Here is a 15,123-nt window from a genome sequence, read left to right as displayed (position 1 = left end):
AAATTCAATATATAATAATAATAGCAAAAAAGTTAAAAAATCTTAAGAAAAGGGAGTGTAGAATATGATTTTATATGCTACTGTTTTAGAAACAATAGATGCTGAAAAAGATGCAGAAATATTAGATGTGCACAAAGCATACCTTCAAAAATACATAGATGAGGGAAAAATATTTGCAAAAGGACCTTTCACAGATCATAGTGGAGGACTAGTAATCTATAAGGTAGACTCTTATGAAGAGGCTAAAGAATTAGCAGAAAATGATCCAGCTGTAAAAGAAAAATCACGTAAGATAGCTTTATTAAAAGAGTGGAGAAGTAACGTAGAATAAAATTAAATTAAAAAAGTTAGAAAGAGACTGTCTCTAAATTATTTAGGACAGTCTCTTTTTATTTAAAAAAATATGACAAATCTTACTAAAAAGTAAGATAAAAAGTAATGTATTTTTAAGATTTATAGTGTAGTATTTATTATACATAGATATTATTATTTAATATATGGATTTAACATATAAACCATTTATGTACTTTACTAAATATAAAAGGAAGGGGATAGAGAATATGTATTTTAAAAATACAAAAAAAATGCTAAGAGTACTGAGCATCTTAATGATTATATTTTTTGTATGCGGTACTCGGATTTCTTATGCAGATAAAGAAAAAGGGAATGAAAACTTTAAAGTCAAGTTTGAATATGGCTTTGATCAAAGTTATAGATATGAACATATGATGCCTGTAAAAATTGAAGTTAAAAATGAATCTAGAGATATAGAAGGTAAAATACAGATTATAACAAAGGGATATAACGAGCCTGGTGCGAATACTTCTTCTGAAGATATATATAGCAAATCATTAAGTCTAAAGAAGGGTAATACTAAGGAAATTGATATGGGCATGACCATACATAAAGATAGGAACGTAATCATACGAATATTGGACGAAAAAGATAATGTTATATGGGAGCAAAAAAATAATGTAAAGAAAGCCGAAGATGCTGAAAAATTACTTATAGGAGTTCTTAGTGATAACTATGATAGTCTTGCATACTTAAATAATATACCTTTTTTACAAAGTAATGAAAAGAAGAAAGAAAGTAAAGTAAAAACTATTAAATTAAAGGAAAATTTTCCTTATGAAAGTGCACAATTAAAGACATTAGACATTATAGTTATAAATGATTTTGCTACAGAGAAGCTTACTAAAGAACAAGTTAAAGAATTAGAAAAATGGATAAGATCAGGTGGAAACTTAATAATAGGAACTGGAGATAGCTATGAAAAAACTCTAAAAGGTCTTAATACTATTAATTATTTTAAAGGTGAGAAAGTAGAAAATATTAATAATTTTAATACAAATACAGGATATTCATTTAATTCAGGAAATCCAATTCAAATAGCTACTGGACAGGTCAAAGATGCTGAGAATCTAGTTAATATAGGTGACAATACACTTGTATATAATAAAAAGCTTAATAAAGGAAATATATTTACAATTACAACTAATATAGGAATGAGTCCGTTTATAGAATGGAATGAAAATGTGAACTTTTTAAAAGATATTATTTTAAATTATGGAAATATAAGCACTAATAAATTTATTGATACTCAAAATCACTATTATGGAGGAAATAGTATTGTTGGAAACATACCGGGAGAAAGAGCACCTTCACCTGGAATTATACTGTTAATTATAATATTATTCATTTTAATTGTTGGACCAATAAACTATTTAATATTAAAGAAACTTGATAAGAGAGAAAAAGGATGGGTTACTATACCTATTATAGCCTTAACATTTGCTATATCAATGTATATATGGGGGACTAAAATAAAGACATATAATGTACTTGCCAACAATGTATCGGTAATACAGTTCAATAAAAATTCAAATAATGCCAACATTTATACAAAAACTGGGATCATTACACATAAAACTAAAGACTTAGGTATAAAAGCTAAAGAGAATATGTATTTATCACCAGAACAAAGTGATATTTACAATGATGACGAATCGATAGAAAAAAGAAAAGTTGAAATTAATTTTAATGAAAAAAATAATTTGATATACAGAAAAGCGGCTAGCTGGAAATCTGAAAAGATAAGTTTAGAAGGTAATAAAAATATAAATGGTATAGATATACCTAATATAAAAATATCAAAAGATAACTTACAAGGAAATATAATAAATAAATCACATATGGATTTAAAGGATACACTACTTATTTATAACAATTTAGTTTATAAAGTTGGAAATATAGATAAAAATTCTAAAAAAGATATAGATGTAAGTCTAAAGAAAATGAAGAAAACTCCAGGAATAAACGCTGATATATATTCTTTCACTGAAAGTATATATCCTTATAACTCAAAGGAGAAGAACCACATTTTCAGTAAAGATTTAAAGAGAGAAATACTTTCAGACAACTTTTTAAAAGATTATGGGCTTAATGATGATAATACAGCTATTCTTATTGGATGGAATAAAGATAATATATCTGATGACATAATGATTAATGGTGAAACTCCTGAAAGGGTAGATAAAAATTTGATAATTATCCCTTTAGATATAAAGTATGATAAAGGTGAAAAAATTAGTATATCAGAGAATGTATTTACACCTAAACTGTTAGAAATCGAAGGATTAAGATTTGCTAGTCCATATGATAAGTTACTTCAAGGACAAGGACATGCGATATATTCATTTAAGTCTCCTAAAAATATAGATATTGAAAGTATGAAGATAAAGACAACTGGACAAGGAAATTATCCTGGTGGTATCGCTTATATATATAATAATCAAACTAAAAATTGGGATACATCAAGTAAAAAATCTATTGAAATAGATAGTAGTAATAAGGAGTTATACTATGATGAATATAAAGGAGTAGTAGTTAAATTGATAGCTGGACATGATGGCACTGTGGAATATCCAAGTTTCTCTCTAAAGGGGGTAGCTAAGTAATGTTAAGAATAGAAAAACTAACTAAAAACTATGGGAAATTTACTGCTGTTAATGAACTATCTTTAGAGGTAAAAAATGGAGAAATCTTTGGATTTGTAGGACCAAATGGAGCAGGAAAAACAACTACTTTTAAGATGATATCTACTCTTTTAAGACCAACTTCAGGAAAAGTATATATAGACGGAATAGATATATCTAAAAATATAGAAGATGCCAGAAGAAGTATAGGATATATGCCAGACTTTTTCGGAGTATATGACAATCTTAAAGTAAATGAATACTTAGAATTCTACGGAGATGTAGCTGGTCTATCTAAAGAAGAAATAAAAGAAGTATCAGATGATCTACTTGAATTAGTAGATTTAAAACATAAAAAAAATGTTTATGTAGATTCACTATCAAGGGGTATGAAGCAAAAGCTGTGTCTGGCTAGATGTCTTATGCATAATCCTAAACTACTTATACTAGACGAGCCTGCATCTGGTATGGACCCTAGAGCTAGAGTTCAAATGAAAGAAATTCTTAGAGAGCTAAAAGATATGGGAAAAACTATAATAATAAGTTCGCATATATTGCCAGAGTTAGCGGAGCTTTGTACTAGAATAGGAATTGTAGAAAATGGCCAAGTGATTGTAACAGGATCTGTAAATGAAATAATGGAAAAGATACAAAAAGAAAATAGTGTTATAAAAATAAAAGTTTTAAAAGAACGAGAAAAAGCTATAAAATTCTTGAAAGAACAGCCATTAGTGAGAGATATCCACTCTAATGGTGAAACTCTAGAAGTAGAATATGAAGGTGGAGAAGAAGAAATGTATTTGTTACTAAAACATATGATACTCCAAGAAATACCTGTTACTTCTTTTAGTTTAACTGAAGACAATTTAGAAGAGATATTTATGAAAGTTACGAAAGGGGGAAATGAATAATGAACCCGATATTAAAAAAAGAAATAAAAACTAAAATGAGAAGTTGGAAATTTGTAGGGATAATGACTCTTTATTTAGCAATATTAATCTGTTTTATAGTATTTCTTTCTCCAGAAATTGTTTTTACAGATAGAGATTATGGTATAAACCCTGCATTAGCAAGAAGAATATTTATTGCTATATCAGCTGCACAATTAATGTTGATAATTGGAATTACTCCTGCAACTACATGTAGTAGCATTTCGGGTGAAAGGGAGAGAGGAACATTAGACTTATTAATATGTACTAGACTATCAAGCATGTCTATTATATTAGGAAAGTTAATGTCATCTATTGCAGAAATATTACTTTTATTAGTAGCATCTATTCCAATACTTAGCATAATATTTCTTTTTGGGAGTGTTTCCCCAGGAAATATTCTACTTATTTTTTCTTTTTATGTCGTAACAGCAATATTATTTGGAAGTGTAGGGATATTTACTTCGACATTTTTTAAGAAGACTACTACATCAACTATAATAAGTTATATTATAAGTGGAGTGATAGTTCTGTTACCATATGTCATAGTAGTTTTTATGATGATATTTTATTATGGTCCTAAAGGTATAAACCAATTAAAAAGTATGCCTATACCTTTATATTTCAGTCCTATTACAGGATTATCAACTATCTTAGCTAAAATAGCAGATAGTACAAAGCTAATAAGAGATCTTGTTAATATACAAAATGTTAATCTAGTATCAGTACTATTAATAAATATATTAATCAGTCTCTTAATGTCAGGAATATTACTATATGTATCATCTGTAAAAATAAATCCTATGAAAAAGATAGGGTTAAAAAGAAGTACTAATACTGAGGGTGGTATATAATGCTTGATAATAAAATATTAGAGCTTTTAAAGCCATTTAGAATAAAACTTTATTTTAAAAAGTTAATAGAATATTTAAGTTATTCTATACTTGCTTTTTCTATAATTACTTTTGGGGTTATGGTGCTATCTAAGATAGTACCTATAACCTTTATATGGCAAAAAATAGCAATAGTATTTTTATTGTCCTTAATAGGAGGAACTATTTGGTCTTTTTATAAGAAACCAACTTATAAAGAAACCGCAAAAGTTATAGACTCTTTTGAATTAAAAGAGAGAGTTGCTACATCACTAGAACTTATAGGGGATACATCAGATATATCTATTATGCAGAAGAATGATACATTAGAGAAACTAAAAGAGAGTTCTCTAAAGAATAAAATAGTTATAAAACCCTCACAAAAGATATTATTAATTACTTTTACCATTTTGATTTGTGCTACTTTAGTAGGGTTTATCGAAACTTCTACATATAAAGAGTCAAAACAATTAGAGCAAAGTAAGATGGAAATTAAGAAGAAAGAGAAAAAAATAGATGAACTTATTGAAAAAGTAGAAAATGATAAGAAACTAGCTTTAAAAGATAAGAAAGAGATAAAAAGTAATCTTAAAAAGTTAAAGTCAACTATTAATAGAAGCAAAGATTTAAAAGAAGCTCAGAAGAATCTACTAAAGTCAAAAAAAGATATGAAAAAGATAGGTAAAGACTTAGCTAATAAAAAATTAAAAAATATAGGTGAAAATTTATCTAAAAAAGAAATTACTAAAGATTTAGGAGAACAGTTGAAGAAAAAAGGTTTAGAAGATATTAAGAAAGATACAAAAAAATTAGAAAACAAACTTAAAAATTCTAATAAAGAAGAATTAAAGAAATCATCCAAAGAAATGAAAGAATTAGCTGAAAGCTTAAAAGAAAATAAAGAGTTATCAGAGCTTTTAAAAAAGATATCACAGGATATAGATGAAGCTATAGAAAGCGGAGATTTAAATAAGCTATCTAGTAAGTTAAACGATATTGGAGAAAAACTTGCTAATGCTTTAGCAAATGATATAGATCTAGGTTCTGTAGATGAACTAGTATCTGAAATTGATGGAGTAATAAGTGACTTGCAGAATAACTCTATAACAAATAATAGCTCCAAACAAAACAATCAGACGAATAGTGAAAGCAATAGCTCAAATGAAGGCAATGATGGAAATAATCAAGGAAATGGTCAGGGCGGCGGAGGCACTAGTAAAAATGGTGGCTCTGGTCAAGGGGCTGGCGCTGGTTCCGGACAAGGTGGAGGAAGAAATAATACAAGTACAGGTATAGTTAAAGATTATGAAAAAATATTTACTCCTAAAAATTCAAATAAAAATGGACATGATGCTCAAGTAAAAGTAAATAAGAATAATACAGGAGACAGTAAAACTATACAGACTAAAAAACTTGGAGACGAAGCTGGAGATTCTATACCTTACAATGAAGTATTGAATAGTTATAAACAAAGTGAGTTTGAAAAGATGGAAACAAAAGAAATACCTCAAGCTATGAAAAATGTTATAAAAAAATACTTTACTGAACTTGAATAAAGTAGGAGGGATATTATGCAATATAGTGAAAAAGACATCACCGAGTTTAAAGAAAAGTTTAATAATATAAAGTCAGAAATTCATAAGGCTATAATTGGACAAGAAGAAATAGTAGAGCAAGTTTTAATAGCAATACTTTGTGAAGGAAATGTTTTATTGGAAGGTGTCCCAGGACTAGGAAAAACTCAGTTAGTTAAAGCTATAGGACAAGTACTAGACTTGGATTTTTCAAGGATACAATTTACACCGGATTTAATGCCTGCAGATGTTGTAGGAACAAATATAATAACTCATGATGACAATGGAAGAAATACTTTAACATTCCAGAAAGGACCTGTATTTAGCAATATAGTTTTAGCAGATGAAATAAATAGATCGACTCCTAAAACACAAAGTGCTATGTTAGAGGCTATGCAAGAAAAAACTGTTACAGTTGGAAATAGTACTTATAGTCTAAATAAGCCTTTTTTCGTATTAGCAACGCAAAACCCTATAGAAATGGAAGGAACATATCCACTACCAGAAGCACAAATGGATAGATTTATGTTTAAATTAGATGTTAAATTTCCTAGCTTAGATGAACTAAGTAAAATAGTGGGTCTAACTACTACCACTAATAATGTAGAGCTAAAAAAAGTTACTAATGGAGAAGAAATAATAAAATTATCCAATATAGCTAAAGAAGTTCCAGTTGCAAGTCATGTTATGGAATATGCAATGAAGATTATACATTCGACTCATCCAGAAAGTGATCTAAGTACCGAAGTATCTAAAAAGTATATTAGATTTGGATCAAGTCCGAGGGGGGCTCAGGCTCTTGTAAAAGCAGCGAGGGTAAAAGCTCTTATAGATGGAAGATACAATGTTTCCTTTGATGATATAAACTATGTTGCTTATCCTGTATTAAGACATAGAATTGTACTAAATTTTGAAGCTATATCAGATAATATAGATTCTGACCATGTAATAAAAGCAATTATAAGTGATATACAATAATCTTTAAGGATTGATAAATATGAAAGATACAATTATAGAAAGTAGCCTAATTAGAAAACTAGAAAGACTACAGTTAAATACTAACATAGTTCTAAATAAAGGATATACTGGTGGAAGAAAATCAAATGCAAAAGGATCATCAGTAGAGTTTTCCGATTTTAGAGAATATGCTCCAGGGGATGATTTTAGAAAAATAGACTGGAATGCTTATGGAAGGTTTGAGAAACTATTCATAAAACTGTTTATGGAAGAAAGGCAGTCAACTATAAATATATTTTTAGATACTACTAAGTCAATGGACTTTGGTAATCCTAAGAAGTCTCTTATATCAAAACAACTAGCTTTAGTATTTGGATATATAAGTACTGTGAATTTAGATAGAGTACATATTCATTGTTCAAATAATAATAAGATAGATACTTTGGAAAATCTTAGTGGTAAAAACTCTCTTTATAAAATAATTGACTATCTCGGAAATATAAAATTTGAAGAGACTAATGATCTACTTAAGGTAGTTAAATCTAATACTTATAAAAAAGGAATCTCAATAATAATTTCAGATTTATTTACAGATAGCTTAGAGGAAATAGTAAAATACTTAGCTTATATGAACCAAAGTGTGATTATACTACACACCTTAAGCAGAGAAGAATTAAGTCCAGAATACATTGGAGATGTTAGATTAATAGATAGTGAAACAAATGAAGAGAAAGACGTATATATTTCCTCTAATACAATAGATTCTTATGAAGAAACACTAAAAAGATTTATTGGAAATATAAAAGAAATCTGTAGGAAATATGGATGTTACTATAGCCTTTTATCAAATCAAATATCTATAGAAGAGGTTGTTTTTGATAACTTAGTTAAGGCTGGAATTTTGAGGTGATGAAATGAGGTTTTACTCTCCTTTATATTTTTTGTTTTTCTTAGGGTTGATTCCTATAATATTAATGTACTTACTTAGAAAACAGCATGAAGAAGTAATAATTTCTAGTAACTATCTATGGGACAAAGTGTTAAAAGACATAGAAGCTAATAAGCCGTGGCAAAAACTTAGAAAAAATATACTTATGATTTTACAAATAATATTTTTTTCTATAGTAGTTTTGGTACTAGCTAAACCCCATATATTAATAGGTAATGAAGACGTAGATAATTTAATTTTAGTATTAGACACTTCTGCTAGTATGCAAAGTAAGTATGATAAAGATAGAAATGCTTTCGAATTTGCAAAAATTGAGATTGAGAAGATAATAGACAATAAAAGACCAAACACAGAGGTTACTTTAATATCTATGTGTAATAATCCTAAAACTATTATAGGAAACTCTAAAAATAAAACTATGTTAAAGAATAAATTGTCACAAATAAAAGTTACAAGTGAAAGTGAAAATACAGAAGAGGCCATATCCCTAGTCAAAGCCTTATCAAAAGATATGAAAAGTTATAATATATTTTTTTATACAGATAAAGATATAAAAACTAATAATGAAAATATAAAAGTATATAATTTAAGTAAGCCAGATGCCAATATAAGTATAGATGCATTATCACACTCTACATCTGAAAAAAATAATACAGCTTTGGTTAGAGTTACAAATCATTCAAATAAAGAATCTAGATTTGAACTATCTTTATATGGAGATGAAAAGATTATAGATGTACAAAATGTAAGTGTAAAGCCAAATGAAAGTAAGGAAATATATTATGAAAATATAGATAAGAATATAAATATCCTTAAAGCTGAAGCAGACATAGATGATAGGCTAAAAATAGATAACACTAGATATCATGTTGTAAATAGTAGCACTATGAAAAAGGTTCTGTTTATTGGAAATGATAATGTATTTTTAGAAAAGGCTATTACTATAAATAATAATATAGAATTGTATAAGTCAAAAGAAAAATTAAATGACGATAATCTTAAAGGTTTTGATTTATATATATTTGATGGAGTTCTTCCTAAAAGTTTACCTAAAGATGGAAATATATTAATATTTAATCCACCTAAAAATGATATTTTTAAAATATCAGATATTAATACACAAGGAAATTTAAAACTTAATAATGATGAGTTATTTAGATATGTAAATTTAGATTTTAGTATAAAAAAAGCAAAAACTATAGATACACCTAGTTGGATGACTCCTATAGTTACGTTTGAGGACAAGCCTGTTATATTAAAAGGAGAAAAACAAAATCAAAAGTATGTATTAGCTGGTTTTGACATACATGATACAGATTTACCTTTAAAAATGGATTTTCCTATATTCATACAAAATGTAATGGATTATACACTTAGTTTAAATAAGCAAGATCAGACTTCAATTTTATCAGGAGAAAAGGTAAAGATAGACGTAACTCCTACAACTAAAGAAGTATATATTATAAAACCAGAAGGTGAAAAGACTAAGATAGCACCACCATTTCCTTTAACTCCTTTTGCAGATACAGGAAAAGTAGGAGTATATACTATAGAGCAAAAAAACGAAAAAGGTACATTGAAAAACTACTTTGTATCTAATGTAAATACAGAAAAGGAATCTAGACAAAATATATCTGAGGATAAAGAAATTTCAATTAAATCTAAAGGGAAAAGTGAAAAAAGCAACAGTGGAAAAGATTTGAAAAATATACTATTATTAATAGCTTTAATCATTCTAGCTATAGAATGGGTGGTGTATAATCGTGATAATTAGTTTTGAAAACCCATGGTGGTTAGTATTAATACCGTTCCTTTTATTTTTTACTTTTTATTTTGGTAAAAGATTATCAAGGCTAGGTAAGCAAAAAAGAAGACTTATATTAGGCATAAGAAGTCTAATAATTATATTTCTTGTATTTTCTATAGCTGGTCTTAGTTTAAAATCATATATAGATACTACAACTACAATATTTGCAGTAGACTTATCTGAAAGTACTAAAAATGATCATAGTCATTTTCAGGACTTTATAAAAGAGTCTTTAAAGTATACTTCAAAAAAAGATAAAGTAGGTATTGTAACTTTTGGAGGAAGTACAGAAGTCGAAAATGCAGTAAATGATCAATTAAAGTTCTATGAATTTGATACTAAACCAGATGAACGATTTACTAATATAGAAAAAGCCCTTAAGGTATCACAAGGCTTAATGTCAGAAGATACTATGAAAAGAATAGTCCTTCTCACTGATGGATATGAAAATGTTGATGATAGCTTAAAGGAAGGAGAAATAATAAAAAGTAACAATGTAGATTTAAAAGTTCTAAAAACAAAGAAAAACTACACAGAAGAAGTGCAAATTAATAAGGTGAATATACCTAAAAGATTACATGAAAATCAAAGCTTTGATATTACTGTAGAGGTATATAGTAATACTAAAACTGATGGTAAAATTACACTATATTCAGATCAAAATATAGTCGGAGAGAAAGAAGTATCTTTGGAAAAAGGAATTAATAGATTTGTATTTCAAGATAATGCTCATGGAACTGGTATAAGAACATATAAAGCATCTATAAGTGCTAAGAATGATACAATATCACAAAACAACGAATATTCTGCATATACTCAAATAGAAGGAAAGGCTAATGTACTTATAATAAGTGGAGCAAATGATGAAGGAAGAGAACTTGGAAAGATACTTCAATCAGCTAATATAGATGTTGAACATGTAAGAGACTATATGGTACCTTCAAGTTTAGATAAACTATCAAGGTACAACTCTATAATTATGAGTGATGTTTCACTAGAAAATGTAAGTGAAAAATTTATAAGTGCTTTAGAGAAATATGTAAAAGACTATGGTGGAGGACTTGTAGTTACTGGTGGAGAAAATAGTTATGCTTTAGGGGGATATCAAGAAACATTAATAGAGAAAATGCTACCAGTAAATATGGAAATGAAGGTAAAAGGAGAAATACCAAGTCTTGGACTTATGTTAGTTATAGATAAGTCTGGCAGTATGTCAGGAGTAGGTGGAGAAGATAAGCTAGAAGTGGCTAAAGATGCATCTATAAAGGCTGTCGATACATTAAAAAGTAGTGATAAAGTAGGGGTTATAGCTTTTAATGATACTGTACATTGGGTTACTAAAATGTCATCTGTAAAAAATAAAGATAAGATTAAAAACAATATAGGTACAATACGTGCTGATGGAGGAACTAGTATATTACCAGCTCTTGAAGAGGCATATGAAGAATTGAAGACGACTAATACTAAGTTAAAACATATTATACTGTTGACTGACGGACAATCTTCAAGAACAGGATATGAAGAACTATTAGAGAATATGAAAAAAGATAATATAACAGTATCCACAGTAGCTGTAGGGGGAGATGCAGATACACAGTTACTAGAAATGATAGCTGAAGAGGGTAGAGGAAGATACTATTTTGCTGATGAATATTCTTCTATACCAAAGATATTTACAAAGGAAACTTCTTTGGCATCAAAGAGTTATATAAATAATAGATCGTTTATTCCAGAGTTATCTCAGCCACATGATATTGCCACATCCCTTAAAAATGGGATACCACAAATTGATGGTTATATAGGAACTTCTGAAAAGAAACTTGCAGATGTTATATTAAAAACCGATAAACAAGATCCTCTACTAGCATCTTGGCAATATGGACTAGGAAAGACAGTTGCTTGGACATCAGATGTAAATGGTAGATGGAGCTCTAGCTATTTAGGAACAAATGAAGGAACAGAGCTTTTTAGAAACATGGTTCAGTGGACTTTCCCTAACGTAAATAATAAAAACTTATCTATAGAATCTAAGACTATAGGAAATAAAGAAGAAATAATAGTAAAGAATACAGGAAAAAATGATAATAGCTATAAGACTAAGGCTACAATAGTAACACCAGAGCTTAAGACTATAAACATAGATTTACAAGCATCGAAACCAGGAGAGTTTAAGGGAACTATACCTATAAAGTCAAATGGAGTATATACTATAAATGTAAATCAATACAAAGATGATAAGATAGTTAATAGTGCTAAAGAATCTATAGCTATAAACTATCCTAAAGAATATGATTATACATCTTTAGATAATAAGATAGATACTTTAGTAAAAAGAAGTAACGGAAAGTTCATAACTAAACCTAAAGACGTATTCAAAAATGATTTAGAAAGAATATATGGATTGAAAGATTTATCTTATATACTACTTATTTTAGCTCTTTTACTCATGTTATTAGACATAGCCTTAAGAAGACTAAATATAAAGTTCAAAAAGCTAGAAGTCATAGGCGAAAAGTTACATGAGTATAAATCAGAGATTAAAAGTAAGAGTAAGTCTAGCAAACGTAAAGCACAGAATTCTTTTGATTCACAATCAAATACTGCCAAATCAGATATTAACTTAGATGACGTAATATCATCTAATAATAAAAAAGATGATAATGTTAAAAAGAAAGAAAATACAAATAATAAAAAGAACGAAGATAATAGTCTAGATACATCTAGACTATTAAAAACAAAAAATAAAAAGAAGGGATAGATTTATCTCTTCTTTTATTTTAACATCGTATAAAAGTTTTTTTAGTAAAAATCAAGAAGTTAAGAAATTTAGATTTGTTAATAAAATTAGCCATAAAAGTTGTATCTAATAAAAATCATTTAATTTATATAATTTTGTCAATTATAATAATTTTTTAACTAGATCAATCCCACTATATTAACTAAAGTCAACAAAATTATAATAGTGTTGTATAAAAAATTGCTAAAAACACTTGTTTTTATTAGTAGTTTTTATATTTCAATAAATACGTAGAAAAGGGATGGTATGCTACATTTATTCCAGTAGTAAGTGTAGGCCCTGGATGTGTCTTGATGTTTGGAAGTACTATACAAGTAGCTTTAATAGCAGGTATATTAGGTGCTATAATAGGACCACCATTAGGTGAATATTTCTGTGATAAGTTGCCAGAAGATTTTCATCCTACTATAGGAAATGTTACGTCAATGGCTGTAACAACAATAATTGTATCAGCAGTATTATCAGCACTTCCTTGGATTTAATAGACATAACTTGAAAGATTTAATTGTTAGAAAAATAATGTAAAATTAAAAAAAGCTCCTTTCTGTTTTATATTTAAAATTAATAACAGAGAGAAGCTTTTTTTATTTAATTATAAGATATTTTTAATCTTCAGAGACTCTTTTTTTACATTATTTTTTAAATATATTACTAGGAATATTAACACCTGTTATATTATTAATGATATTTTGTTGTAATCCTTCAGTTTCTGCATCGTCAGATATTTTAAATGCATCTTCAATATTAACAACATCTTTTTTATCTATTTTAGGGAATTTTACAGGTTTATTAAAATCAAAGAATTTTAGCTTAATATCACTATTTGTTGTAATATTTACTGAAACATCATTACCTTCTGTACTAAAATTATTTTTCATAGATACATTTTGTTTTACATCAGAAATATCAACTAACTTAGTATCTTTGTTTATATAATATTTATATTTAGTTGAAATATCCATACTATTTAATAATTCATTAAATATAGACTTAAATTCATCCTTACTTAATTCTTGATTATCAGGATCTGCCTTAGCTATTTCATCAAATAAGCTATCTATTACTGTGTTCGATATTTCTGAGGTTATTTTCTTAAATGTTTCGTTGTCTAAATCTAGATCAATAGTGTAGTACTTCTGACCATCTACAACCACATCTTCACCATATTTAACGTATGATCCAAATAATTCTTGTTGTTTTGCTAGATCTAAGTTATTATTTATACTTGTTAAATCTCCTAAATTTGTTTTAGAAGACAATTTTCCTATCTTATCCAATATAGGATTTAAGTCAATTTTTATCCATTTATCATTTTCAGGATCAATATCTGACTTCATATATAGTATTTTGTCCTCTTCTGAAATAAGTACTTCTTGTTTTATTTCAACATTTTCCCCGTTACTGTTAGCCTTAGAAACTGAACTAGCATAGAATTTTCCAGGTTTTTCAAATATACCATTAACAACATCTATAGAAGTAGATTGTTGTACTTCCTCTTTACCATTTTCTATAGAGGAAACTTTAGAAGATGAAGTTCCTTCACTTTTAAACTTATATGAAGAAAGCTTATTCATCTCTTCACTACTTTTTTCAAATAATTGAGAAGCTGTTAATCCTTCACGAGTAAGAACAGTATTATAAAGTGATTTGGCATTATCTAATATTTTATTTATTTCTTCTAATGTTATATTAGATTTTGGATTAAAGTTACCTTTATAGTCTATAAGATTATTTTTAACAGCGTAAGTTATGTATGGTTTTGCCCAGCCAGAAACATTATTCTTATCAGTAAATTGTACTGTGTCATTAAAATCCTTACCAGTAAACTTTTGTACTGTAGAATCTGATACTAAAGATTTGACAACAACAATAACTACTTGTTCTTTAGTTATAGGATCATTAGGATTAAATTTATTACCATATCCTGATATTAAACCTTTTTTATAAGCTGTTTGTACATATTGAATATCTTTTTCGCCTTTAACATCTTCAAAAGAAGATTTACTTTCTTTAACTAATTCAATTTTATTACTATCAATTACTTTTTTAACAAAGTCTAGTCTTGATACTGTAGTCGTACTATTTTGTGCTATAGCAGTACCGAGCATTGATATTGATAATATTATAGATAAAGCTAAGGATATAATAATACTTTTAGTTTTCATGTAAAAACCTCCCTTATCTTGGTAAAATTTAGTTGATTAGACACATTATATATTAATATATTAGTAGTTTCAACTAAACATTAGAACTAATTACT

Annotated in this window: 11 protein-coding genes; 10 read left to right on the top strand and 1 reads right to left on the bottom strand. The window is 27.6% G+C overall.

Features of this window, described 5'->3' with window-relative positions:
- Positions 1-64: 64 nt before the first annotated feature.
- The 10 genes from CLPU_RS10015 (at position 65) to CLPU_RS09970 (ending at position 13,345) form a co-directional block, all read left to right on the top strand.
- Positions 65-331 carry a YciI family protein gene (locus CLPU_RS10015; protein WP_050355523.1) on the top strand — a complete coding sequence of 89 codons (267 nt, stop codon included), beginning with the start codon at positions 65-67 and terminating at the stop codon, positions 329-331.
- 229 nt (positions 332-560) lie between these two features.
- Entirely contained in the window at positions 561-2,960 is a 2,400-nt protein-coding gene (locus tag CLPU_RS10010) for a DUF7408 domain-containing protein (RefSeq protein WP_050355522.1), read from the top strand.
- Positions 2,960-3,889 (top strand): ABC transporter ATP-binding protein, encoded by a 930-nt coding sequence (locus CLPU_RS10005; protein WP_050355521.1) that lies wholly within the window; start codon positions 2,960-2,962, stop codon positions 3,887-3,889. Before CLPU_RS10010 ends, CLPU_RS10005 begins: the two co-directional genes overlap by 1 nt.
- A complete protein-coding gene (locus CLPU_RS10000; protein WP_050355520.1) occupies positions 3,889-4,761 on the top strand; it encodes an ABC transporter permease in 873 nt (290 codons plus the stop codon). Before CLPU_RS10005 ends, CLPU_RS10000 begins: the two co-directional genes overlap by 1 nt.
- Entirely contained in the window at positions 4,761-6,335 is a 1,575-nt protein-coding gene (locus CLPU_RS09995) for a hypothetical protein (RefSeq protein ID WP_050355519.1), read from the top strand. The genes CLPU_RS10000 and CLPU_RS09995 overlap by 1 nt, the downstream gene beginning before the upstream one ends.
- A 15-nt stretch (positions 6,336-6,350) precedes the next feature.
- Positions 6,351-7,331 (top strand): AAA family ATPase, encoded by a 981-nt coding sequence (locus tag CLPU_RS09990; protein WP_050355518.1) that lies wholly within the window; start codon positions 6,351-6,353, stop codon positions 7,329-7,331.
- A 19-nt stretch (positions 7,332-7,350) separates the two neighbouring features.
- The gene (locus tag CLPU_RS09985) at positions 7,351-8,220 is read left to right on the top strand and encodes a DUF58 domain-containing protein (RefSeq protein WP_050355517.1); all 870 of its coding nucleotides are present in this window, start codon (positions 7,351-7,353) and stop codon (positions 8,218-8,220) included.
- A 4-nt stretch (positions 8,221-8,224) separates the two neighbouring features.
- Positions 8,225-10,033: a vWA domain-containing protein gene (locus CLPU_RS09980; protein ID WP_050355516.1), complete on the top strand. Its 1,809-nt coding sequence runs from the start codon at positions 8,225-8,227 to the stop codon at positions 10,031-10,033.
- Positions 10,023-12,824: a VWA domain-containing protein gene (locus CLPU_RS09975; protein ID WP_050355515.1), complete on the top strand. Its 2,802-nt coding sequence runs from the start codon at positions 10,023-10,025 to the stop codon at positions 12,822-12,824. Before CLPU_RS09980 ends, CLPU_RS09975 begins: the two co-directional genes overlap by 11 nt.
- Before the next feature lie 332 nt (positions 12,825-13,156).
- Positions 13,157-13,345, top strand: a complete 189-nt coding sequence (locus CLPU_RS09970; RefSeq protein ID WP_050355514.1) for a hypothetical protein — start codon at positions 13,157-13,159, stop codon at positions 13,343-13,345.
- Positions 13,346-13,495: 150 nt separating this feature from the next.
- Here the strand turns inward: CLPU_RS09970 and CLPU_RS09965 are convergent, their stop codons facing one another.
- Entirely contained in the window at positions 13,496-15,028 is a 1,533-nt protein-coding gene (locus tag CLPU_RS09965) for an S-layer homology domain-containing protein (RefSeq protein WP_050355513.1), read from the bottom strand.
- Positions 15,029-15,123: the final 95 nt, after the last annotated feature.

The organism is Gottschalkia purinilytica (assembly GCF_001190785.1).
Classification (GTDB): domain Bacteria; phylum Bacillota; class Clostridia; order Tissierellales; family Gottschalkiaceae; genus Gottschalkia_A; species Gottschalkia_A purinilytica.
Note: the sequence above shows the minus strand (reverse complement) of the source record. Positions and strands in the feature narration are given on the sequence as shown.

Excerpts from the sequence above, each read along its gene's own strand:
- CLPU_RS10015 (WP_050355523.1), top strand. The coding sequence starts at position 65 with ATGATTTTATATGCTACTGTTTTAGAAACAATAGATGCTGAAAAAGAT.
- CLPU_RS10010 (WP_050355522.1), top strand. The coding sequence starts at position 561 with ATGTATTTTAAAAATACAAAAAAAATGCTAAGAGTACTGAGCATCTTA.
- CLPU_RS10005 (WP_050355521.1), top strand. The coding sequence starts at position 2,960 with ATGTTAAGAATAGAAAAACTAACTAAAAACTATGGGAAATTTACTGCT.
- CLPU_RS10000 (WP_050355520.1), top strand. The coding sequence starts at position 3,889 with ATGAACCCGATATTAAAAAAAGAAATAAAAACTAAAATGAGAAGTTGG.
- CLPU_RS09995 (WP_050355519.1), top strand. The coding sequence starts at position 4,761 with ATGCTTGATAATAAAATATTAGAGCTTTTAAAGCCATTTAGAATAAAA.
- CLPU_RS09990 (WP_050355518.1), top strand. The coding sequence starts at position 6,351 with ATGCAATATAGTGAAAAAGACATCACCGAGTTTAAAGAAAAGTTTAAT.
- CLPU_RS09985 (WP_050355517.1), top strand. The coding sequence starts at position 7,351 with ATGAAAGATACAATTATAGAAAGTAGCCTAATTAGAAAACTAGAAAGA.
- CLPU_RS09980 (WP_050355516.1), top strand. The coding sequence starts at position 8,225 with ATGAGGTTTTACTCTCCTTTATATTTTTTGTTTTTCTTAGGGTTGATT.
- CLPU_RS09970 (WP_050355514.1), top strand. The coding sequence starts at position 13,157 with ATGTTTGGAAGTACTATACAAGTAGCTTTAATAGCAGGTATATTAGGT.
- CLPU_RS09965 (WP_050355513.1), bottom strand. The coding sequence starts at position 15,028 with ATGAAAACTAAAAGTATTATTATATCCTTAGCTTTATCTATAATATTA.